This window comes from Microcystis sp. 49638_E5 (assembly GCF_021300285.1).
Lineage (GTDB): Bacteria > Cyanobacteriota > Cyanobacteriia > Cyanobacteriales > Microcystaceae > Microcystis > Microcystis aeruginosa_C.
The window spans coordinates 21,686-45,635 of sequence record NZ_JAJTDH010000036.1; the positions used below are offsets into that span (position 1 = coordinate 21,686).

Below are 23,950 nucleotides of genomic sequence, written 5' to 3' on the forward strand. Positions count from 1 at the left end.
TAAATATCAAACATTAAGATAGCGAATTAATCCTTGTTTGTCATTACTTGCGCTAATTTTATCGACTTTATTCTGGGGCAGTGACTTCATTAACCTTAGAAACCAAGACATTTAATTGAAAAGGGCGCCCCATTTCCTTAGTAATGAATTCTTCCAACAATTCCACCTGTCTGGGGGTAATGCTTTCGGCGGTTCTTACTACTAATCTCACCCGGGGAGGTTGCTTGAGCCAATTAATCGAAGATTCCAATAATTCTGCCCGTTGAAAAGTAATCGTTCGTTGGAATAAAGCTTTTTTAATCAACCTTTCTAAGCGAGCTTGATTGGCCAGAGTGGCAAAACTTATTCCTAAGGGAATTAGCAAAACTGCTGTCAGGATAGAAGTCAAAATTAGAGCATTACGCGCCCGATGAAAATTAGAATAACCTGCCAGCAAAAAGACCAACAAACAGGAGAGAGCAATGCCTAATAAATTGGTAATATATAACAGAGTTGCCCCCAAACTTAGGACCCAATTGCCTTGGGATAATCCTAAACCAATCGTACAAACTGGCGGCATTAAAGCCACGGCGATTGCTGTTCCCGCTAAAGTACCTGAAATTTTCGGTTCTATTTTGGCATAACCACTGATTGCGCCCGCCGTAATTGCTACTCCTAAATCTAAAAGATTCGGTTGAGAACGGGCTTGAATTTCACTACCAAATTCAGAAATTCCGATCAATAATCCTAGCAACCAAGCTATTGCTAAAGCGATGATCGTACCAACTAAAATCGCCAAGGCCGACTTACGAATTAATCGCCAACTGCCAATTAAACCACCAAAAGCCAGACTACGAATCGGCAACATCAAAGGGGCAATAATCATCGCCCCAATAATCACGGCCGCACTATTGGCGACTAAGCCAAAGGTAGCGATTGCACAAGAACTAACAATCAAAGCTAGATAGGGAAAATCGAGGGACGCTTCTAACCATAAATCGCGCCACATAGCCCGCGATTGTTGCCAGGTTAAGGGTTTTCTTGAGAACCACGAGTGGGGCTGTTCTTTTCTCGTCATGGGGCTGAGGAAGATTGACTTTTCTTTTACTTATAGCTTTTTTTGTCTAATCAATATATATTTGTATCATTTTCTTTAACTAATCTTACCGTTTTTTTCTTCGCCTCGATTGATGAAACCTCCTGCCCTCTGCCGACCGCCGACCGCCTTCGTTAACGCCCCTAGGCCAAGTAGAAATTAGCAAAGAAATTACCGACGAAACCCGACAGATTGCTCTATTTTTTTCGCCTCATCCAGAGGGGCAAATAACTGTCAATAATCTAGGATTATTAGGTCAAATTGCCCTAAATAGCACTCTCCTAGAACCCTATCGTAATTCTCCCACTCGTGCGGAGGTGCGTAATTGTCTCTCGAAATTAACCTCAGCATCTAACACAAAGTAATTACTAAGACGGATACTTGTGTAGATTCTGGCAATTGAATCATGGGCAGACCTTCCCAGCCGGAAACCGTAACTGGTTCCTTCCATTCTTGATTCCCATTCTGGTTCGAGTGCCGATTTAATCAACGCTTGTCTAGCTCTGTCCTTAATGGTTGGTATTCCTAATGGGCGTTTTTCATCCCTTCCTGGTTTAGGAATCCATACCCTCCTTAGCGGTTTTGCTTTAAGTGTTCCTTTTTCCTTGATTATCTTGGGTCACTTTTCTTACCGCTAATAGACGAGCTTAGTATGACTTCACTAATAGACGTTGCAACCTTCTAGCCTTTGCATCCTGTCCCGATTTAGCTGCTTGGAATATTCTCTTTTGGAGCTTGAAAACGTATCTTTGGATTTTACCCCAATTGATAGCTTTCCATACATTCGTAGTCTTAGTGGTTTCCGGTTTCCCGAATCCTTTACTTTCTCAAGGGTTTCGTCATATAGACTCCTACTGGACTCTATCCTTACATTCAAACCCTTGTTCTTTTGAACGCAGTGTGTCAACCTATTTCACTGCTGATAATTAACGATGGTTCAGGTCGGACATTCAGAACCCAGCCTAATCGTGGATGGTTGGCAGTGGTCTCGATTCTGGTGTTAGGTTTCGCCTCTGTGCCTTCCGTTCCCCGCTTCAGTCCCAGAGTTGTGATTTCTGAATCTGGGGGGGCTATCGCCGTTACTCTCAACTTGTAACGATTATTACAAGTGTATTGACCTTGAGTTCCCTTGCATAATTTGGTATCGGGTGATACTAAACGTCGGGACAGATAAACAGTTATAAGGTTGGTCAAGGTTGACCTTTTAGATTCAGTCAAGGGACTGAAGACCTTACTAGGCGGTTATTTCGGGTATTTCAACCCTATTTCATGCCTAAACGTTTCGCACACTGATTTCTAGTTTAAGGTCAGGAGCCGGTCGTCGGTCGTCAGGAGACAGCTTTTTATTGATTCTCCCCACTCCCCCACTTCATAATTCATAATTCATAATTCCCACGCCCCTCTCCCTTCTTTACAAAACTTCATCGTAATTTGAGGGCTGGAAAGGGCAATCCTTGGGTAATAGGGGAAGGGAAAGCGGGGAAATATTAAAAAAAACTTAAAATTTTTATCTTGCTGCTCTTTATACCCTTAAAGCCTTGCTGTCTCTGATTTCCCGACGGTGAGAGGCTTTGAGCCATGGTCAGGAATTGATGACCAACTCGATCGAGTTATTGTTAAGTGACCGTTACAAAAAGACAGCAAAAAACTTAATAATATGTAACAAACAAAGTTTCGACAGCAGTGTATAAATTTAATTTGAGGGGCCAAGATAACAGACAAAAGTTAAGCTGGATACTTGTTTAACCTCCTTAGGTGATTTATGAGAGAGACATGAAGTTTTTTCAGGTTTCTTAAAGTAGGTCGCAACAATCACGGTCAAGGCTCGTCTAGGCTCACCGTGAAATCCCTTAAGAGGGAAAACCTTTTAATTGCAAGCGAATCCCATTTAAATTTAGGAGATTGTCACAATGTTTGACGCATTCACCCGGGTAGTATCCCAAGCTGATGCTCGTGGCGAATATTTAAGTTCTTCCCAACTAGACGCTCTCAGCGCCATGGTTGCGGACAGCAACAAACGGATGGACTCTGTTAACCGGATCACCAGTAACGCTTCCACCATCGTTGCCAACGCCGCTCGTAGCCTGTTCGCTGAACAGCCCCAACTGATCACCCCCGGTGGTAATGCCTACACCAGCCGTCGTATGGCCGCTTGCTTACGCGACATGGAAATCATCTTGCGCTATGTCACCTACGCTACCTTCGCTGGCGACGGCAGTGTTCTCGATGATCGTTGCTTAAATGGTCTTCGCGAAACCTATGTAGCTTTAGGAGTACCTGGAGCTTCCGTAGCTGCTGGCGTAAGCAAAATGAAAGAAGCTGCTTTGTCCATCGCTAACGATCGCAACGGTGTCACCCCCGGCGATTGCAGTGCTTTAATGTCTGAAATTGCCAGCTACTTCGACCGCGCCGCCGCTGCTGTCGCCTAGTCCCTGGGGCTAGTCTCAATTAAACCGTAGGAAACTTATTGCAAGATTATTGGGAGATACCAAACAATGAAAACCCCCCTTACCGAAGCCGTAGCAGCCGCTGATTCTCAAGGTCGTTTCTTAAGCAGCACCGAAATCCAAGTTGCTTTCGGTCGTTTTCGTCAAGCTTCTGCCAGCCTCACCGCCGCTAAAGCTTTAACCGAAAAAGCTAGTTCTTTGATCTCCGGTGCCGCTCAAGCCGTGTACAACAAGTACCCCTACACCACCCAAATGCAAGGGGCTAACTTTGCGGCGGACCAACGCGGTAAAGAGAAATGCGCTCGCGACATCGGTTACTACCTCCGCATGGTGACCTACTGCTTAGTTGCTGGTGGAACCGGTCCGATGGACGAGTACCTCATCGCTGGTATTGACGAAATCAACCGCACCTTCGACCTGTCTCCTAGCTGGTACATCGAAGCTCTCAAATACATCAAAGCCAACCATGGTTTAAGTGGCGACCCCGCAGTAGAAGCCAACTCCTATATCGACTACGCTATCAACGCTCTCAGCTAGTCCGATCAAAAAAACTGCTGGTCTGGAAAGACAGGAGGTTGTTAGCAAAAGGGTTAGCAATCACCTGTTCTTCCAGACCTTGTTATATCCATCGTCAAGGTGGCTAGGTAATCGAACTGATCCTCCCCTAGTTTTGAGCGATCAGAAAATGATCATTTTTTTGTAGGAGAACTTTAGTGGCAATTACTACCTCAGCTTCCCGTTTAGGGACAACCGCTTTTAGCGAGGTTGCTCCCGTGGAATTACGTCCCGATTGGTCCCGTGACGAGGCACAGGCGGTTATTCGCGCTGTCTATCGTCAGGTGCTAGGCAATGACTATATCATGCGTTCCGAGCGCCTTACCAGTGCCGAATCCTTACTCTGCAACGGTTCGATCACCGTGCGGGAATTCGTCCGCGCCGTGGCCAAATCGGAACTGTATAAGAACAAATTCTTCTACGGTAACTTCCAAACCCGCGTCATCGAACTTAATATCAAACATCTTTTAGGTCGCGCTCCCTACGATGAGTCGGAAGTGGTCTATCACCTCGATCTCTACGAAAACAAAGGATTCGAGGCCGATATCGACTCCTACATCGATTCCGCCGAATATACCGAAAACTTCGGCGATAGTATCGTTCCCTACTATCGTGGTTTTGCCAGCCAACCCGGTCAAAAAACCGTGGGATTTACCCGGATGTTCCAACTCTATCGCGGTTATGCCAACAGCGATCGCTCTCAGATTGCCGGCAAAACCTCCCGTTTAGCGGTGGAATTAGCCCAAAACGGCGCTTCGGCAGTAGTCGGTCCCTCCGGTGGCAGCGATGGTTGGGCCTATCGTCCCTCCGGTCAACGCAACACCCCCAGTAAAGCTCTTGGTGGTAGTGTGGCCTATGGTGATGTGGGTAAGCTCTATCGCGTGGAAATTGCCGCCATCAGCAAACCGGGTTATCCCCGTGTCCGTCGCAGTAGCAAAGCGATTATCGTCCCCTTTGAACAGTTAAATAACACCCTGCAACAGATCAACCGTCTCGGTGGCAAAGTTGCCAGCATCACCCCCGCTAGTTTGAACTAATTTTCTAGCTTAAGATAGCTAAAAGTCTCCCGGGCAGCCGTCAGGTTCACCGGGAGACTTCTTTCTAGGGAACTGGCAGAAATTGACCCTCAGCAGATCGAGCAAACCTGTAGAATGAAAATAGTTCTATCGTTTTAATGCCTGTGACTGTCACTTCGATCGCTTTTGACTCTATCGATACTGCCTTAGCGGAAATCAAAGCCGGACGGGCTATTGTAGTAGTTGATGATGAGAATCGCGAAAATGAAGGAGATCTAATCTGTGCGGCCCAATTTGCCACCCCCGATCTGATTAACTTCATGGCAGTGCAAGCTCGCGGTTTAATCTGTCTGGCAATGACGGGAGAGCGTCTTGATGCTCTCGAATTACCCTTGATGGTGACAAAAAACACCGATAGCAATCAAACCGCTTTTACCGTTAGCATCGATGCCGCTCCCCATTTAGGGGTTAAAACTGGCATTTCGGCAGAAGATCGGGCGAAAACCGTGCAAGTTGCCATTAATCCGGTCACTCGTCCCGACGATCTCACCCGTCCTGGCCATGTCTTCCCGATTCGTGCTAAAGCCGGTGGGGTCTTAAAACGCGCCGGTCATACGGAGGCAGCCGTGGATCTAGCTCGGTTAGCCGGGTTGTATCCGGCGGGAGTTATCTGTGAGATCCAAAATCCCGACGGTTCCATGGCCCGTTTACCGCAACTATTTGAATACGCTCGTCAACATAATTTAAAGTTAATTAGCATTGCCGATCTGATCGGTTATCGCTTAAAACACGATCGCTTTGTCCATCGGGAAACGGTCTGTAATTTTCCTAGTCAATTCGGCACTTTTCAGCTTTATGCCTACCGAAATTTATTAGATCAAACCGAACACATCGCTATTGTGAAAGGCGATCCCGCTCTCTTTGGTGATCAACCTGTAATGGTACGAATGCACTCAGAATGTCTGACCGGGGATGCTTTGGGATCCTTGCGTTGCGATTGTCGGCAACAGTTACAAGCTGCCCTAAAAATGATTGAAAACAACGGTTTAGGGGTGGTGGTTTACCTGCGACAGGAAGGACGGGGAATTGGTTTAATTAATAAGCTAAAAGCCTATTCTTTACAGGATATAGGATTAGATACGGTGGAAGCCAACGAAAGGTTAGGATTTCCCGCCGATTTGCGCGATTACGGGATGGGAGCGCAAATGCTCAACGATTTGGGGGTGAGAAATATTCGTTTAATTACCAATAATCCGCGTAAAATTGCCGGATTAAAAGGCTATGGTTTGGAAATAGTCGAGCGAGTACCTTTGCTGATCGAGGCTAATGATTATAATTCCAATTATCTGGCCACAAAAGCGGAAAAGTTAGGACATCTATTCTTACAAACCTATCTAGTCACCATCGCTCTCAGTTGGGGGGAAAATCCGCCGTCAATTTCGCAAAGATATCATCAATTAGAGAAATTACGGCAGTTAAGTCGCGCTAATCAATTATCTCTCCAAGAAGAAACCCGACCGGTAGCCAATGCCCTTTTTGATCGCGCCCCTTTGATCGTACATTTAGGTTTAGATATTCGTCAGGGTGTCAGCAGTAATTGGTATAAAAATCCTTCCCATCCTTATCTTCTGGTTATTGACAAGATATTAAATGACATTAAAGATTGGTCGGAAATTGAACGCTTAGAATTTTTAATTTCCGACGGAGACGATTCGATGACGGGATTACAAATGAAACTCGATCGTCAAAAAATGTCCGATGAAGATTTCTCACAATTACCACAATTAGCTACCCAAATTATCTACAGTTTTACTCGTGATTCAGCAAAAAATTAGTTTTTGATGACCAGAAAAGAGCGTAACAGTTATAATTAAACAAAGCTAGTATAACGGGGAAAAACTATGACAACTCTCGACATTTTACCGGAAGTTACCTGTCCCCCCACCGATTTATGGAGTGATGAACCACCCTTGGAAAGTGATCTACATCTACAACAAATTACAATTCTAATCGGTTGTTTAGAAAGGTTATGGCAAGAAAGAACTAATTACTATGCTTCGGGCAATCTTACCATCTACTATAACGAAGAACAACTAAAAAAACGTGATTTTTGTGGTCCTGATTTTTTTGTCGTCTTAGATACAGAAAAACGTCCCCGCAAAAGTTGGGTGGTTTGGGGAGAAGGGGGTAAATATCCCAATGTGATCGTGGAGATTCTTTCCGATTCTACGGCCAATATTGACCGCAATAAAAAGAAAATTCTCTATCAAAATACCTTTCGGACTCCTAACTATTTCTGGTTTGATCCTGAAAGTTTAGAACTGCAAGGATTTAGATTAATTGCTGGACAATATCAGGCTATTGCTGCTAATGAAAACGGCTATTTATGGAGTGAACAATTAGAACTATATTTAGGCATATTTGACCGTAAACTGCGTTATTTTACCGTCGATGGTCAATTGGTTCCCACTCCCCAAGAAGCTGAATTAGAGCAAAGACAAGCAAAGGAACAGATTCTTTTAGAAAGGGAACAGGAACGACAAGCGAAGGAACAGGCTATCCTCGAAAAAGAACAAGCTATCTTGGAGAAGGAAAAATTAGCCCAAAAATTACGAGAATTGGGCATTGATCCTGAAACTATCTAATTGATAAATATCTCTAGGATAGGTAATTCCTATCCTAGAAATGGTGGTAATTTAACCTTATTTTTCCTGTCTTTCTAAGGCTAATTGTACCAACTTATCGACCAATTTATCAAACTCTAAACCAGTGGCTTTCCAGAGTTGGGGATACATACTAAAATTAGTAAACCCCGGCAGAGTATTAATTTCATTGAGAAACACTTCCCCAGTCTTTTCCACATAGAAAAAATCCACCCGCGACAATCCCGCAGCATCCACAGCTTTAAATGCTTCTACAGCCATTTCTCGCACTTGATTAGCAATTTTATCGGGAATATTAGCGGGAATCACCATACTCGATCGCCCGTCAGTATATTTAGTTTCATAGTCATAAAAATCACTATCAAAAGTAATTTCTCCCACCAAAGAAGCTTGGGGATTATCATTACCTAAAACCGCACATTCGATCTCCCTTGCGGTTACTCCTGCTTCAACAATAATCCGTCGATCATAACTAGCAGCACTATCTAAAGCAGCCTCTAATTCTTGCCGGTTGCGAGCTTTACTAATACCCACCGAAGAACCTAAATTAGCGGGTTTAATAAAACAAGGATAACCTATTTCCTCGGCGATTTGATCGCACAATTGCGGAAAAACACAGGCATTTGACCACACTTGCGAGCGGGTTATAGCCTTATACTTAACTTGGGGTAATCCAGCGGCTGCAAAAGCAGTTTTCATGGCAATTTTATCCATGCCTAGGCATGAACCCAGGACCCCACTACCCACAAAAGCAACCCGCATGAGAGTGAGTAATCCTTGTAAAGTGCCGTCTTCTCCATTCGGTCCGTGGAGAATTGGAAACCAAACCTCAATTTCGCTCACTTCTGGGGGAAATTGCCAGATATTGACTTTTATATCACTCTCAATAGCTAGGGGTTGCCCAGAGGTTAAAATTTGTCTAGCAGTTGCTGCCGAATGCCAACAGCCATTTTTATCGATATAGAAGGGGATAACGGCGTATTTGTCAAGATTTTCGGGATAATTAAAAGCTTGCAGGATCGATCGAGCCGAATTGATAGATACCTCGTGTTCTCCCGATCGACCACCAAACAACAATCCTACCTTGATCTTATCCATATTATCCTCTCTAGACCCAGCTAGATCCTAAATTAGAGTTCAACTATCATATATACTATGGGCGGAGTTGACAATAGTTGCCAATGATTTAGATGCGGCTGTCCCTCGTCAGATCGGAGTTTTAACCCAAATTCTCGATAAATTAATTATCGCTCATGATGAGATGTGGTCGTTCTTTCCCTAAAAAAATGGATAATCACTTTGGAGCTATTCACCCCCCGAAATTGAATGATTATTTAGCTAATTTTTCCAGTTTTTTCTTAGTTTTCTGAAGTTTTAAGGCTAAATTGCCCTGATGTTCGGGATAGTAAACGTGCAAGAATTCGATAAAATCCTCGATGGTACAAGGTTGATGAAATCCCCCTAAGTTACCGTGGAATTCTTGGTGAATTTCTTCTTTAATAGTCACCAAATTCAGATCTAATGTCGCTAGATGGGGATATTTTTGGGCAGAGTAAAGATGATGGACAGCGAGATTAAATTTATTATTTCTATCCGGTTTTTGCCCTGTCACCTGACAAGTGTTTTTATCTCTAGTTTTAGCTCGTTTTTTAGCCTTTTCAATCTCGATTTTTTGTTTGGTATCGTCATCTAGATTTTCCTGAATTTCTTTAAAGGCAAGAGGAAACTCGATTTCAATCATTTTACACATTTCTTGGCGCGATTTATTCGTCAAAGTTTCACTCATGGATTTAGAAATGCGAACAACTCCACTTTCAGAGAACCAAAACTCTCTTTTTTCATCTTCGTAAAAATCTACTCCTATTTTTAAAGGACGAACTTCTGTTTTAGTATTTTTGATTACCTTAGCAAGTTCTTCATCATCAACTTTCAAAGATGAAGATTCGTGGAGTTTAAGATTATTGAATGTTTGATTTAGCTTGGCTCCATTAGTTTTTAAAATTCGCCGCAAACTCTGTTTATGAATCATAGCCACTCCTTGATAAACTTTAATTTCGCCAGAGTCAGCCAATTCATTAAAAATTAATTTTCGTGCCAAAGAGCGACGAATTTTTTGATCGTGCTTAGTAAAAAATTCTCTAAATCTGTATAAAATTCCTCGCTTTTCATGCTGATCAATATAGGAAGCAATTTTTAAAGCACCTTCAAAAGAAAACAATCTAACTTTATCTTTTTTGTTGACAAATTGATAATCGACACCTTCAACTAAATCCCAATCATCATTAGGATCAGCATCAAAAATATCAACAATTTTGTCTAGTTTTTCAAGAGTAATAGAAAACCATTGAGCTAATTCGGTATCCCGGATCAGGAAGGTATTTGCTTTCTGAGGCATGATTATTTTATCTCCGTGGTGATAGACTTATACATGACAGTTAAACAATCAAAAACTTCTGCGTCTCCTGTTTCTTGGTTATCGGGATGATAGATCTTAGAAAGACGATAATAGGCATTTTTAATGTCTTCCTTAGTGGCAGTTTTTGGATCAAGCTCGAAAACACGATAGGGATAAAAATATTTAAATATATTAATACCATTAATACAATGCTTACCTGTTTCCCCATCTTCTTCTGGTAAAATACCTACATACTCTCTGTAAATTTTTTCCCAACTTTCTCGCTGAGATAAATTGATGTTATCAAAGGCTCTAGTAGCCATTTGAAACATACTCGATTTTTTTAATTCTGTGGTATTGCTAACCTCAAAATAGGCATAAACTGCCTGTTTAAGTTGCGTTAGAGTTAAAGGTTTAACTTTTGAGCTTGTGGTGGTGGTGGCTGTAGTTTTTGATTTAGTTAACGATGGTTTAGGAGACTTTTTACGGTGGTTTTTGATGACAAAATCGGCAAAATCTTCGAGAATACGACTTTCGATCGAGTATTGCTCACAGATATGACTAATCTGCTCTAAAATGAGCGAGTTAAGAGGATTAGTGGTCATAATTTCCCTAAGAAGCTGCAAAAAATCTAGCCTTTCTTATCAAGATGAAGTGTAGGCTAATTTGGTATGAACGACCGACGACTGACTCCCGAAAACTTCCTATCCTAAATTAATACCACTGCTGTGGCCACTTTGTCAAGTGGTTAAATTTATTCTTAAGTAGCTCGTTATAATTAAATTAAAAATGGATTTTAGGTTCGATCCCCCCTGCTCCCCTTGATAAGGTAGGGTTGATTCATGAATCAACCCTACCCTTGATAAGGGTGGTGTTACTAACTACTGACTAGAAAATAGAGGCTGAAATAACGCAAATTCGTCAATCATACTAAATCCGTTGAGTATAGGCTACATATCAGGAGAGGCACTGACTGGAAAATAGAAGCTGAAATAACGCAAATTTATCAATCAGAATATTTTCATGTTTGGCGGTGTAACTTGTTGCATCGGGACTGACTCCTAAACAACCGCAATAATTGCAATGAAAACTCAAATCTGATCACTGATAACTGATCACTGATTAGGTACTAAAGTATTTAGCGGTGGGGTGATAGGTAATAATGGCGGTGGTGGATTGTTCTGGGTACAATTGTTCGCTTTCGTCCATATACATCCCAATGCGATCGCATCCTAACAGATCTAGTTGCTTGTATTGGTCCTGAATATTGGGACAAGCGGGATAGCCGAAACTATAGCGAGAACCCTGGTAACGCTGTTGTAGTATATCGCGGATATTATCGGGATCGAACTCTGCAAAACCTAACTCGCGACGGATGCGGGTGTGAGTCCATTCGGCCATGGCTTCGGCGGTTTGGACAGCCATGCCGTGATAATAGAGGTATTCCGTATATTCGTTGGCATCAAAGAGAGATTTAGCGTATTCCGTGGCGATTTCCCCCACCGTCACCGCTTGCATAGGGAAAACATCGATAATACCGGATTCCTGCGGGGCGAAAAAGTCAGCAATACAGAGACGGCGACCGGATTTCTGGCGCGGAAACTCAAAAATGGCTATCGGTTGCAGATTTTCGGGTTTTTCGCCTGCTTGTATCGATTCGGGATCGTAAATTAACAGGGAATTACCAGAGGATTGACAGGGAAAATAACCATAAATTAATGTGGGGTTTAGTAAATTTTCCTTGACAATTTTCTCTTTCCATGCTGTCAGAATTGGATGAACTTTTTCCTGTAAAAACTGGTCGTATTCTTGCTTAGATTGACTTTTGGGTTTGCGGAATTGCCATTGACCGACAAATAAAGCTTGTAGGTCCAAATACCAGAAAACCTCCTCGATGGGAATTTCTGCTGCCGTTAATATTTTAGTACCCCAGAAGGGTGGTGTTGGTCGGGGAATATCAACTTCCACCGCTTCGGAACGACGGGTATCAATAACTAATTCTTGGTTGACGCTGCCATCGGTAAAAATAGTATCGGGATTAACCTTTAATTCTTCGGCGACAACCGGGGGTTTTTCTGCCTCGGCAAACTCCGCTAAAAAGCCTTTACTATCATCCCATTGACCGCCAGCTTTAGCGGGCATTAATTTATCCATAAAATGCAGGTCAGAGAAGGCATCCTTACCATAGATAACCTGTCCATTGTAGGTTTTTTGGCAGTCATCATGGACAAATTTGGGAGTTAAAGCTGCCCCGCCAAGGATAACAGGAACGGTGATTCCTTTTTCATTAAAAACCTCTAGATTTTCCTTCATAAAAGCCGTCGATTTCACCAATAAACCGCTCATGGCGATACAATCGGCCTTATGTTCTTTGTAGGCTTCGATGATATTTTCTACAGGTTGTTTAATGCCCAAATTAATCACCCTATAGCCGTTATTGGTCAAGATAATATCAACTAAGTTTTTACCAATATCGTGAACATCCCCTTTAACCGTTGCGATAATAAAAGTCCCTTTGGCATTATTATCACCCTCTTTTTTCTCCATAAAGGGTTCTAAAAAGGCAACGGCTGCTTTCATAGTTTGGGCCGATTGGAGAACAAAAGGTAACTGCATTTGTCCCGAACCAAATAACTCACCCACTACCTTCATCCCATCCAGGAGAAAAATATTAATAATATCGAGGGGTGGATAGTCCTGTAAAGCTTGCTTTAAAGCCTCTTCCAGTCCCAATCTTTCCCCATCAATAATATGCTGTTTTAAGCGTTCCTCCACGGGTAAATTAGCATTACTAGAGGGGTCTTTTTTAGTAGTTTTCCCCGCAAATAATTCGGTTAATTTGGTCAGGGGATCATAAACACATATATCGCCATCAAAACGACGATTATCATAGATTAAATCCCGACAAATTTGCTGATATTCTGGTTCAATTTTTGCCAGAGGAAGAATCTTATTGGCGCTGACGATTGCCCCATCCATCCCCACCTGCATCGCTTCGTTGAGGAAGACGGAATTTAATACCTGACGCGCTGCCGGATTCAACCCAAAAGAGATATTAGACACACCTAAAAGAATATGACATTCGGGCAGTTCTTGGCGAATTCGACGCATTGCTTCGATAGTAGCCTTGCCATTTTCTCGGTCTTCTTCGATACCGGTAGAAATCGGTAAAGCTAGAGGATCAAAAAAGATTTCGTAGGGATTAATTCCGTATTCTATCGCTGCATAATAGGCCCGTTTAGCTATCTGGAATTTTTTCTCGGCAGTGCGTCCCATTCCTTCTTCATCAATGGTTCCAATTACTACCCCTGCGCCGTATTTTTTCGCTAAATCCAAGACTTGATAAAAACGCGGTTCCCCGTCTTCGTAGTTAGTAGAGTTGAGGATACATTTACCCCCCGCTACTTTTAACCCCGCTTCCATTTTTTCCCATTCGGTGGAATCTAACATTAAAGGTAGGGTGACATTATTAACTAAACGAGAGGCTAATTGGTGCATATCGCGCACCCCATCCCGGCCCACATAATCGACGTTGACATCGAGAATATGCGCTCCTTCTTTTACCTGCGCTTTCGCCATCGATACTAAACTATCCCAGTCTTCAACATTGAGAAGTTCCCGACATTTTTTAGAACCACTGGCGTTTAATTTTTCCCCGACAATCAGGAAAGAATTATCTTGAATATAGGGTTGGGTACTGTAGATAGAAGCGGCGGAGGGTTCATAATGATAATGACGAGATTTCGGAGTTAAACCCTGACTTAGTTCCGCTAAAGCTTGAATATGGTCGGGACGAGTACCACAACAACCGCCGATAATTTGTACTCCCAAATCTTCGATAAAGTGCATTAAAGCCATTTTTAATTCTACGGGAGTGAGGCGATAATGCGCTTGACCGCCGACATTTTCTGGTAAACCAGCGTTAGGAATACAAGAAACAATAAAAGGGGAATTTTCCGAGAGATATTTAATATGGGGTTTCATCAAATCGGGACCGGTGGCGCAGTTAAGTCCCAAAATATCAATTTTATAGGGTTGTAAAATAGAGACAACGGCGTTAATTTCCGTTCCTACTAACATCGTTCCCATGGTTTCCATCGTCACCGAAACCATCAGGGGCAATCGTTGACCTTTTTTCTGAAATACTTCTTCAATAGCATTTAAAGCCGCTTTAATTTGCAGGACATCCTGACAGGTTTCTACTAATAATAAATCTGCTCCGCCATCGTACAGGCCCTCTACCTGTTCCACATAGGCATTTTTGAGGCTATCAAAGTCAATATGACCCAAAGTGGGCAGTTTTGTCCCCGGCCCCATGGAACCCGCCACAAAACGGGGTTTTTCGGGGGTAGAGTATTTATTCGCGCAAGCCTTGGCCAGTTCGGCGGCGCTTTTGTTGAGATAATAGGCTTGGTCGGCTAAATCGTACTCGGCTAAAACTATCGAGGTTCCCCCAAAGGTGTCGGTTTCAATCACATCCGCACCCACTGCTAAAAAGGCTTCGTGGACTTTCGCTACGGCGCTAGGTTTAGTATGGACAAGATACTCGTTACAACCTTCGTATTCTGCCCCACCAAAGTCCTCGGCCGTCAGATTTTGGCTTTGTAGGGAAGTTCCCATCGCCCCATCAAAGACGAGGACGGGATGCTTTGGACCGTTGAGGTAGTCAAGAAAGGGGCTATTCATAGAGAGATTTACTGCTATAGCATTTTGAAAGTTTATTGTAATACAGTTACTAGAAATCTGCTATGGTCGGCATTTCAGTTATCAGTGATCAGATTTGAGTTTTCAGTCGAGGAAGCCAATCAATCTAATTTTGTAGAACTAGACGGGCTAAACCAACTCCGGGATAATAATTACCGAGAATTTGTTGATAATCTAGGCCTTTTTCCGCTAATTTATAAGCTCCAGTTTGACTCATACCGCGACCACCGTGGGCCCAAGCGACAATTTCATCCGTGGCGGCATAAAGAGACTCGACTACACCCCCTTTATAGCTGAGAATCTGCCCGGCAGTGGCATTAACCGCTTGGTGAGTCGATTGATACTCCGAGCGAATGCCTTTATATACCTGCCAGCGCTGGGTATTGCCCAGATGAAACCAAGCATTAGCGGGGCGGATTATATGTACTAGGGCGTAGGAACGGGCGGCGATCGCTTGTGCCTTTAAAGCGTGCATTGGCGCAGTGGAGTGCATTTCACTCCCCACCACACTATAGAGATAGGCCTCTAAATTAACATGATTGACCACTAACAAGCGATCGCCTTGGGCAACAAGGAGGATTTTGCCCCGATACCAACCATCATCCACATAAACTAAACCATCGGCACTGGTGGGCTGCACAAAAATCACCTCTGGCAGCGATAAATCGCCCATTTTTAAGCCATTGGCACCTGGAATGACCGGTAAACCCTCGTTAGTGGCAATCGTTTTTAAACCACGACCTTGGCGATCGGTGATCACCGCCGGCCCGTTAACTCCAATCAAAACACTGGCCACATCCCTTTTAATCGCCACGCGAATTTCTATGGCTGGCGGCGTATAATTAGCGGGAACCAATAAGGGTTGTCTAGTTACCGGTTTAACCGCGGCAGCGGGGGCAGTATTAGGGGAAGTATTAGGGGAAGTTTGAACCGATGGCGCTAATTTTTTCGGCGCCAAGGGGGAAGATTGGGGAGAGGGGAATAGTTTCGGCGATGGTGCGGTTAAGGGTGCGATCGGAGATGGGATAATAGGAGCAGGGGAGGCAGCAGTCTCTAGATTTGCCTGCGGTTGCGGGGTTTCTGGTTTTTCCTTGGCTAAATAAGTTAAGAGAATTGGCGTAAAAGTAGCGATCGACAACAAAGGAACGGCACAATGGCGCAGCAGGGAAAAATAGGTACTAGCAGCAAATTTCACTTTAATCACACCATCTTTAATTTTCTTATCTAACTTTACCATTCCCCTCTCAGGCCGGGCAATTCTAGAGAAAAAATCTCGTATTCTTGAGCTTGTCAGGACAAATAAGGCTGAAATAGTCAAGAAAAGCCGAAAAAATTCTTAACCGCCCATCCTTAGATTAGCCGAATCTCCTCTAATCCAGGCTCTTCTAGGTTCTGTGTGATCAGCTTAACTTACCATAGAAGCGATCGATCTTTGTGTCCTTTGTGTCTCTGTGGTTCATTCCACCCCCTCGCTAGACTGACAGAGATGTTTAAGGATTTTGAGAACCTCGTATAAATCCCCCGGATTTCTCATGGCAAATAAACGAGAGGTTTCGTATAAAGGTTTACCGTCCCATAATAATTTAACAAATAAAAACTCGGAACCATTGGTCAACATTCCATAATTAGGACGGTTTGGATGAGGATTGACCATTAAATAAGCTAATAATTGCGGTAAACCTACTTCAACGGAATAAATAACCCGTTTTGATTCAATAATCATTACCCATAATTGCTCTTTTAGAATTAAAGTATCTAACCTTCCTTTAATTATTAAATCTTGATCTTCTGTAATAATTTCAACGGACTCTTCCGCTTTAATCTGAAAGGAAAATAGATAAAAGTTACCAATAAATAATAATGGGTCTAAAACCGTCATCCTCACCGAAGTTTCCAAAAAGGGAGGATAATTCAATAAGTTAAAATAACCTGTTTTGATTTTATCTAACAATTCTTTTTCCTGTTCAGAGATTGCTTTTAGGTCTTGCTGCCATTCCCCAAAAAAATGCTCATCTTCTATAAACTGTAGTTGAAAATGATTAATTAAATCTCTGAAAGTGACTTCTTTCGCTTGTAAAATTTGAACCATATTTACCTCTTTAATTAACACTTACGTTAATGGTAATTTGCTATTTTTAATTTAACCAAGCAAAATATCCGTTACTGACAGGGTTAACTGCTCTAAATCAGAGAGAACAGTTAAGGATATGGTCTTGTTTTGTTTACCTGCACATCGCTTCGGTTAGCATCGTTCATGTTTTTATCAGCTGCTTTCGCTCTTCCTACATCATCCAGATTAGCCATCGTCTTCTCCTTAATTTAGAGTACATGAAAGGTTCACTTTGCTATGATTTATCCAAGAGATTTATTGAGATGTAAGTAGTTAGGTGTTAAAAACTTTATTCCCCCTTTATTTCCCAGGGAAGGGGGGTTAGGTCATTCGGGCGATTTTTCATGTTGGCAAGGTCATATTCTGGTTTCATGGTTTTATTATCGATAATGTTTACTTTCGTTTTTACCCGTAAAAGTCCTCATTTAGAATCTGTTCAGGTGTGAAAGGACAAGCGAGGGGATACTCACTTTCTTGGGGAATACGAATACCAAATTGAGCGCGTTTACCCTGTTTGATGGCGACTTTACGAGCGCTGGAATAGGCTTGTGTGATGGAGATTAAGAGATAAGATTTAAGAGAGGGAGTCTTAAGTAAATCATCTTGAACGCGCTGGCGATGCTCATCTACTGAGTTATACCAACTTGCTTTCATTGTCTCAGGAGCATCATGCTGTATCTTTAATTTGAGTAAGTGAATCAACAGGACCATTAAGTTGCTCTCTAAGGCGCGTTTCTCTGACTTACCCAAATCTTTTAACTCCTCAATTAAGTTTTCTATATCCAGTTGTTCAAACTGTCGATTCTGTAATTGATGAATAGTTTGCTCAATCCACAACTGAAGATCTTGTTCGTAAAGTGTTGTGGGATTTTCTTGAATGTCCGATTGTTTTAATAAGTTCATTTGGCTTTGATTAAGTTAACGGTAGATGAATAATTTGGTCTTTATATTTATTATTATACTTGATCATTACCAGATATTGCGATCGCATTGGATTCTTAATTATTGACCTCTCCCCTGAACCCTATCCTACAAGGAAAGGGGAGAGAATTTAGCGAAGGGAGCGCAACTACAAACTGGGTTTGTTGTCAAGGCTCCAGCCCGAACAAGTTTAACCTGTTTTCTTTAGATAGTGAGAAGCTAAATGGACATAACCCTATTGCCCAAATTGGGTAACTTATCTAGAATAAGTATATGAAGAGAGGAGGAGACGTGATGGAGTATCAGAATTTTTCGCTCATTAAAGAAGATATTCAGGCTGATGCTTGGGGACGGATTAGCCTTGGGACTCAATGTAGCAACCGTCACTATCGAATACTGATGAATGCAAGCGGGGAACTTCTTTTGGTTCCCATGGTTGCGATTCCAGAGCAAGAGCTATGGGTATTTCAGAATCCTAGGGTCCGCGAGTCGCTCAAACGGGGACTCGCAGAAGCCCGCACAGGAAATTTCGCTGAAGAAACAGTCGATTTAGGCGCTATGCTTAAGTTAGCTGAATCTATTCCTGAAGAAGTCGAGGAGTAATTAAATTTCTCTTTACGACAGACACAGGAAGCTCGAAATACTCTATCTGAATTGCGAGCAGAAGCGGAACAGGCTCAAAAGACTCGCCTAGCTCAAGGTAGGACAAAAGCATCGAAACAAGAGGGTCTCTACAAACAGGTAACAAAAGCCCTCAAGCTCCTCAGTACAAACCCAAGACATCCGGGACTAAAAACCCACGAATTTAATTCCCTCGATAACCCTTATGATGCAACACAGAAGGTTTTTGAAGCCTACGCCCAACAGAATACACCGGGAGCCTATCGAATTTTCTGGTGCTATGGACCTCATTCGGGGGAAATCACCATTCTCGCTATTACACCTCATCCGTAGATCACAACATTGTAGGGGCGAAGCATTCGGGCGATAACCTATCGCTGAAACCGTAGATTTCCTATCCGAATGCTTCGCCCTTACTTTTTCAGCAAGCCCGAAATAGTTAGCGCTGAAGCGCAACAACAAGCCAGGTTCGTGAGGGAGTGAGGGAGGATCATCACCCCATCACCCCCCCATCACCCCATCACCCTCTCTTTTTAAAGCCGGATTTAGTATTAGGGGGGAGTTAGACCAAACCCCGCAACTCCTCAACCCCAACCCCCAAAATATCAGCCGCAGCAACAAAAATCTCCTCATCTTGCGTTTGCTGATAAAGAGCAACAAGACGAGGCAAAGAATAGGTTTGTATGGTGTAACTATCGTTAAATTCTGCAAAAATTTGTAAGGCTTGCAGGTAATAACTTTTGGCTTGGCTCAATTCCCCAACTCCTTCGGCTACCCTTCCCAACTCGTGCAGGGTTCCGGCTTGCTCGTAGCGATCCCCATATTCAATGTAGATCTCAATAGCTTGCTGGTAGTAGCTTCGGGCTTGCTCCCATTCCCTCAATTCTTGCGCTAGGATTCCCAAATTGTTCAGGGTGCTGGCTTGGGAGAAGCGATCCCCATATTCAATGTAGATCTCAATAGCTTGCTGGTAGTAGCTTCGGGCTTGCTCCCATTCCCTCAATTCTTGCGCTAGGTTTCCTAAAGTGTGCAGGGTTCCGGCTTGCTCATAGCGATCCCCATATTCAATGAAGATCTCAATAGCTTGCTGGTAGTAGCTTCGGGCTTGCTCCCATTCCCTCAATTGTTGCGCTACTATTCCCAACTGGTGCAGGGTGCGGGCTTGGGAGAAGCGATCGCCATATTCAATCTTGATCTCAAGAGCTTGCTGGTAGTAGCTTCGGGCTTGCTCCCATTCCCTCAATTCTTGGGCTACGATTCCCAACTGGTGCAGGGTGCGGGCTTGGGAGTAGCGATCCCCATATTCAATGTAGATCTCAATAGCTTGCTGGTAGTAGCTTCGGGCTTGCTCCCATTCCCTCAATTCTTGCGCTACCCTTCCCAAATTGTGCAGGGTGCTGGCTTGCAAAGATTGCTTAGATTGACTGTAACTTTCACTAATTGGCTTGATTAATTCGAGGCTTTTTTGGTACATCTCTTTCGCTTTCTGATAATTTTTACTTAGTAAATATTTGCTTCCTGCCTCGACAATTATACCAATGATTTCTATTGCCACCTGCCCTTGTTTGGCTTCAGGGGGATAGTTTTCAAAAGTTTCGAGAACGAACTCTAGGAGCTTTAAATTAGTCTGAGTATCTTGGTTTAAATCCAGATAACTATGCAAGCAAGTAATAATACTAAGTACGCTTTCTTGCTGATTGAGGGCGATTTGCAACGCATTAAACAGATTTTCATACTCCCAGCGACAGAACAATATCCCCCACTGCTTCTCTTGCGGATTTTTGGAATTTAGCAAGTTATTATAAGAACCTGCCAAGTCTCGGTAATGATTCTTAAAACCCTCCCAAATTGCTGCTTGTGTCTCTGGTGCTAATTCCTTTAACTTCGTCTTCAAGAAGTAGGGAAAAATGGGCTGGATAGTCAATAAACTCGGCAATTCTTCACTCATCGGCGAAAGCAAACCCCAATGAATCGCTTCTTCAATCGCTGCATCAAATTGGTCAAATTGATAGCCTTGTAAAGGTTCTAATTGCTGTAGTTTTTGGCTATAAATAGGAATAACACCCCTGGGAATAAACCCACTAAACGGCGCTAAACAGAGTAACAACTTCTGCGCCTCCTCAGACAAATTACTGTGGGAATATTCCACACATTTGATGATATTATTAGTCTTATCCTCATCCCCCACATTAACTAATTCCGCCAACTGTAACCCTTGCCAAATCTCCTCCGGTGACTGTCGCTTCAGATTCGCTAATACCACTTCCATCGCCAACGGATATCCCGCCAACAACTTCATCAAGCGCTTAAAATAATCATCCTTTTTAATTGCATTTTTCCGACTCTTCGCCTGACGTTCTAAGATTCTCTCCGCTAATTCAGTTCTCGACTCTTGGTCTAATCCTTGTAAGTGATAGATATTCTCCTTAAAAGTCCTGCGTTGCAGCCAAGTTTCCTCACTGCGAGAACCCAAAATCACCTTCGTTTTTCCCCCGACCAAATTCTTGAGAAATTCGGCGATTGCTTCCCTTTCATTCTCCGGTAAAGTATTCTGAATTGCTAACGGTTGTCCCGTCACCGACTCCAGATTATCTAAAATGAGAATATACGCCTCACTGCGGAGTTTTTGCTCTAGTTTCCTTACTCGCGCTTTCAGGTTCATCGCTTGGAAACTCGCCTGTTCAAAGCGATTATAAATTCCCTGACCGATTTCATAAACAATCTGTTCTAAAGTCCAAGCTTTTATATCATAACCAAAATAGAAAATATGGGTCGCCCAGTTGGTTTTCTGCCACCATTCTCGTAGATAATTGAGTAAAGTAGTTTTTCCTGTCCCTCCCATTCCTTTGAGTAAAAGGATATTATGTTTCAGCAGCGCCTTTTCCATCTTGAGAATCTCTAAATCCCTGCCGACAAAGCCGTATTCTGGTAAGGGAAAGACATATTGATTGCCGATATGTTCCCAGTATTTTTCCTCCTCTTCTGGAGTAAATGGACGCAAATTGAGATTAATTTTACCGCGACAATAAATCACCGGTAATAACCAATCTTCTAAATCTATTCTCGTGTTATAATAGGCGCGGCGTTGCTTATTATTGAATAACTCTAACCGTCCCTTTCGCATCGCTTCCGTTAGGTCTTTTCCGTTCAATAATTGCTGATAAATTGGTTTCATCATCAACTTAGCTGCAGAAACCGTCACCGAATATCCCATCGCCACCACTGCTTGCATTCCCGCAGTCATTAAACGACTCCCTAAACTGGTTTCCCGATAGTCTTCTGATTCCTGGGAAATTTGCTTTGCTGACTGACAAGCATTGAGAATACAAATAGGGATATTTTTCCCAGTGAGTAAATTCGCCAATTCCGTCGCTTCTACCGGAGTCGCTTGACCTTTTTCTTCTCCTTCCAGAAACAGAAAAGCTTTTACTCCCTCATATTCTGCTAAATCCTCCAGTCCCCATCCCCTTTGATAGCGCCAAGAATCCCCGTGAACCTGTCTTTGGTACTGTTCATATTCCATTAATCCGCCATGAACATCGAAATGAATAACATGATAGTATCCTTCTCCCTTCTCATCCAGATGTCTGGTTAGTGATTCATAAGTTCCGGGACGCAAAATATCAATTTTTACCGGTATTTCACTACTATTTACCAGTTCTACTAAAGGACGGGAAATCGTGCGATAGTTAACATCAGATTCCTCATTAGGACGCGCAATCACCACCAGAAGATTGATAGTAGGATAAGTGGCCATTTGCACCGGGACAACTGTAGCCCCTCGACGCTGGCGGGAGATGATACAATCTATAGAAAAGGGACGCGGTAAATCAGGATCTTTCAGCGCTTCCCAATGTAAAGCTTGAAATTCTGGCGACTGACTTTCGATGATAATTTGCAGTTGACTTAACTGCTTTCGCAAGTCTCGATATTCCCCATAAGCATTTAAATTACTCTGGAAAACCTGTTTAAATAGGTTTTCGCCATAGTTTTGGACACTGTTGGCGGCTTTTTGCGCCTTATCCGTCTCTAGCGTCGGAAATACTAACCATTCCTCAAAGTACCATTCTAGGTCTTTTTCTTCTTGGTTAGTAAAGGGGTCAGTAACCGTAATTGGGTAGCTGTTACCGCTATCAAAATTGAGAGTAGCAGTAAAGCCACCATCGTTAATTCCTTCTTCGCGGATGGTGAGGACTAACATAGAGATAAGTTTAGAATTGTTCTATTACAACTCTTCAGCAGTTTAACGCTATTATACTGGGAAAAACCTATTGCTTTTAGCCTATGGATGTTCGAGCGGCAGTTGCCCTAGAAGCGGGAAAACCCCTAACTATTGAAACGGTAAAATTAGCAGCACCGCAAGCGGGGGAAGTGTTAGTAGAAATCAAAGCCACGGGAGTTTGTCACACCGATGCCTATACTCTCTCTGGGTCCGATCCTGAAGGCTTATTTCCCTCAATTTTAGGCCATGAGGGGGCCGGAATCGTGGTAGAAGTGGGAAAAGGTGTCACTAGCCTGAAAGTGGGGGATCATGTTATTCCCCTATACATTCCCGAATGTCGTCAGTGCGAATACTGTCTCAGCTTTAAAACCAATCTCTGTCAAGCAATTCGTCTTACCCAAGGTCGGGGAGTAATGCCAGATGGAACCAGTCGTTTTTCCCTCGATGGTCAGCCTCTTTATCACTACATGGGAACCTCGACTTTTTCTAACTATACCGTACTGCCGGAGATTTCCCTAGCCAAGATTCGCCCCGATGCTCCCTTTGAAAAAGTCTGTTATATCGGCTGCGGAGTCACTACAGGTATCGGTGCGGTGATTAATACCGCTAAAGTGGAACCGGGGGCAAAAGTGGTGGTTTTTGGTCTGGGAGGTATCGGTTTAAATGTTATTCAAGGGGCCCGTTTGGTGGGGGCCGATATGATTGTCGGGGTCGATATCAATCCCCAGAAACAAGCTTTAGCGACCAAATTCGGGATGACTCATTTTGTTAATCCCCAAGAAATCGAGGGGGATTTAGTGGCCTATCTGGTGGATTTAACTAAGGGTGGGGCCGATTATAGTTTTGAGTGTATCGGCAATGTCCAGATTATGCGTCAAGCTTTGGAATGTTGCCATAAAGGTTGGGGTGTTGCCACTATTATCGGTGTAGCCGGGGCCGGCCAGGAAATTAGTACCCGTCCTTTTCAATTAGTCACCGGACGGGTCTGGAAAGGTACGGCTTTTGGTGGAGCGAGAGGTCGTACAGATGTACCAAAAATAGTCGATTGGTACATGGAGGGCAAGATTAACATTGATGATTTAATCACCCACGTTCTACCTCTGGCAAGAATTAACGAGGCCTTTGACCTGATGCGCCAAGGGGATTCTATCCGCAGTGTGATTACATTTTGAACATAGTTAAGAAACACTTGACAAACTCTTAACTATATGTCTGCGCCAG

The 23,950-nt window shown here is 43.1% G+C and carries 18 protein-coding genes and 2 pseudogenes; 9 read left to right on the forward strand and 11 right to left on the reverse strand.

The genetic code is table 11. From position 1 onward, the window contains the following. Positions 1–67: 67 nt before the first annotated feature. Positions 68–1,057, reverse strand: coding sequence for a DUF389 domain-containing protein (locus LW728_RS12085; RefSeq protein WP_004268972.1), 990 nt, complete (start codon positions 1,055–1,057; stop codon positions 68–70). A 122-nt stretch (positions 1,058–1,179) separates the two neighbouring features. On the opposite strand from LW728_RS12085, the pseudogene LW728_RS12090 reads away from it, so the two are divergent. Then, positions 1,180–1,422: pseudogene (locus tag LW728_RS12090) on the forward strand (hypothetical protein); the annotation flags it as partial. On the opposite strand, the pseudogene LW728_RS12095 reads toward LW728_RS12090, so the two are convergent. Both LW728_RS12095 and LW728_RS12100 read right to left on the reverse strand, forming a co-directional pair. Further along, positions 1,416–1,845: pseudogene (locus LW728_RS12095) on the reverse strand (reverse transcriptase N-terminal domain-containing protein); the annotation flags it as partial. The pseudogenes LW728_RS12090 and LW728_RS12095 overlap by 7 nt on opposite strands. A gap of 133 nt (positions 1,846–1,978) precedes the next feature. Then, on the reverse strand, positions 1,979–2,269 hold the full coding sequence (locus LW728_RS12100) for a hypothetical protein (RefSeq protein ID WP_287668163.1): 291 nt from the start codon (positions 2,267–2,269) through the stop codon (positions 1,979–1,981). 716 nt (positions 2,270–2,985) lie between these two features. Here LW728_RS12100 and cpcB point away from each other — a divergent pair. The 5 genes from cpcB to LW728_RS12125 all read left to right on the forward strand — a co-directional run bounded on the left by cpcB (position 2,986) and on the right by LW728_RS12125 (position 7,738). Further along, on the forward strand, positions 2,986–3,504 hold the full coding sequence (gene cpcB, locus LW728_RS12105) for a C-phycocyanin subunit beta (RefSeq protein WP_004268967.1): 519 nt from the start codon (positions 2,986–2,988) through the stop codon (positions 3,502–3,504). A gap of 66 nt (positions 3,505–3,570) precedes the next feature. Next, positions 3,571–4,059 carry a C-phycocyanin subunit alpha gene (gene cpcA, locus LW728_RS12110; RefSeq protein WP_004268966.1) on the forward strand — a complete coding sequence of 163 codons (489 nt, stop codon included), beginning with the start codon at positions 3,571–3,573 and terminating at the stop codon, positions 4,057–4,059. A 176-nt stretch (positions 4,060–4,235) separates the two neighbouring features. After that, a complete protein-coding gene (locus tag LW728_RS12115) occupies positions 4,236–5,114 on the forward strand; it encodes a phycobilisome linker polypeptide (RefSeq protein ID WP_004268965.1) in 879 nt (292 codons plus the stop codon). Between the two features lie 137 nt (positions 5,115–5,251). Beyond that, the gene (gene ribBA / locus LW728_RS12120; protein WP_287766791.1) at positions 5,252–6,928 is read left to right on the forward strand and encodes a bifunctional 3,4-dihydroxy-2-butanone-4-phosphate synthase/GTP cyclohydrolase II; all 1,677 of its coding nucleotides are present in this window, start codon (positions 5,252–5,254) and stop codon (positions 6,926–6,928) included. A gap of 66 nt (positions 6,929–6,994) precedes the next feature. After that, positions 6,995–7,738, forward strand: a complete 744-nt coding sequence (locus tag LW728_RS12125; protein ID WP_287766793.1) for a Uma2 family endonuclease — start codon at positions 6,995–6,997, stop codon at positions 7,736–7,738. A 57-nt stretch (positions 7,739–7,795) separates the two neighbouring features. On the opposite strand, the gene LW728_RS12130 is transcribed toward LW728_RS12125, so the two are convergent. From LW728_RS12130 to LW728_RS12160, 7 genes are all read right to left on the reverse strand, one after another. Then, entirely contained in the window at positions 7,796–8,854 is a 1,059-nt protein-coding gene (locus LW728_RS12130; protein ID WP_002749933.1) for a D-alanine--D-alanine ligase family protein, read from the reverse strand. Between the two features lie 232 nt (positions 8,855–9,086). Further along, on the reverse strand, positions 9,087–10,151 hold the full coding sequence (locus tag LW728_RS12135; RefSeq protein WP_287668173.1) for a hypothetical protein: 1,065 nt from the start codon (positions 10,149–10,151) through the stop codon (positions 9,087–9,089). 2 nt (positions 10,152–10,153) lie between these two features. After that, positions 10,154–10,756, reverse strand: a complete 603-nt coding sequence (locus LW728_RS12140; RefSeq protein ID WP_149979390.1) for a J domain-containing protein — start codon at positions 10,754–10,756, stop codon at positions 10,154–10,156. 517 nt (positions 10,757–11,273) lie between these two features. Further along, positions 11,274–14,837 carry a methionine synthase gene (metH, locus tag LW728_RS12145; protein WP_287766795.1) on the reverse strand — a complete coding sequence of 1,188 codons (3,564 nt, stop codon included), beginning with the start codon at positions 14,835–14,837 and terminating at the stop codon, positions 11,274–11,276. 124 nt (positions 14,838–14,961) lie between these two features. Continuing rightward, positions 14,962–16,092 (reverse strand): SpoIID/LytB domain-containing protein, encoded by a 1,131-nt coding sequence (locus LW728_RS12150; protein WP_106908419.1) that lies wholly within the window; start codon positions 16,090–16,092, stop codon positions 14,962–14,964. Between the two features lie 219 nt (positions 16,093–16,311). After that, entirely contained in the window at positions 16,312–16,944 is a 633-nt protein-coding gene (locus tag LW728_RS12155; RefSeq protein ID WP_287766796.1) for a type I restriction endonuclease, read from the reverse strand. Positions 16,945–17,370: 426 nt separating this feature from the next. After that, complete coding sequence (locus LW728_RS12160) at positions 17,371–17,868, reverse strand: DUF29 domain-containing protein (RefSeq protein ID WP_002798842.1); 498 nt, start codon at positions 17,866–17,868, stop codon at positions 17,371–17,373. A gap of 312 nt (positions 17,869–18,180) precedes the next feature. Between LW728_RS12160 and LW728_RS12165 the strand changes: the two genes are divergently transcribed. Continuing rightward, positions 18,181–18,489 carry a hypothetical protein gene (locus LW728_RS12165; RefSeq protein ID WP_287766798.1) on the forward strand — a complete coding sequence of 103 codons (309 nt, stop codon included), beginning with the start codon at positions 18,181–18,183 and terminating at the stop codon, positions 18,487–18,489. Between the two features lie 51 nt (positions 18,490–18,540). Continuing rightward, the gene (locus LW728_RS12170; protein WP_287766799.1) at positions 18,541–18,840 is read left to right on the forward strand and encodes a hypothetical protein; all 300 of its coding nucleotides are present in this window, start codon (positions 18,541–18,543) and stop codon (positions 18,838–18,840) included. Positions 18,841–19,069: 229 nt separating this feature from the next. Here the strand turns inward: LW728_RS12170 and LW728_RS12175 are convergent, their stop codons facing one another. Beyond that, positions 19,070–22,708, reverse strand: a complete 3,639-nt coding sequence (locus tag LW728_RS12175; RefSeq protein WP_287766801.1) for a tetratricopeptide repeat protein — start codon at positions 22,706–22,708, stop codon at positions 19,070–19,072. Between the two features lie 83 nt (positions 22,709–22,791). Between LW728_RS12175 and LW728_RS12180 the strand changes: the two genes are divergently transcribed. Further along, positions 22,792–23,901, forward strand: a complete 1,110-nt coding sequence (locus LW728_RS12180; RefSeq protein WP_149107667.1) for an S-(hydroxymethyl)glutathione dehydrogenase/class III alcohol dehydrogenase — start codon at positions 22,792–22,794, stop codon at positions 23,899–23,901. Positions 23,902–23,950: the final 49 nt, after the last annotated feature.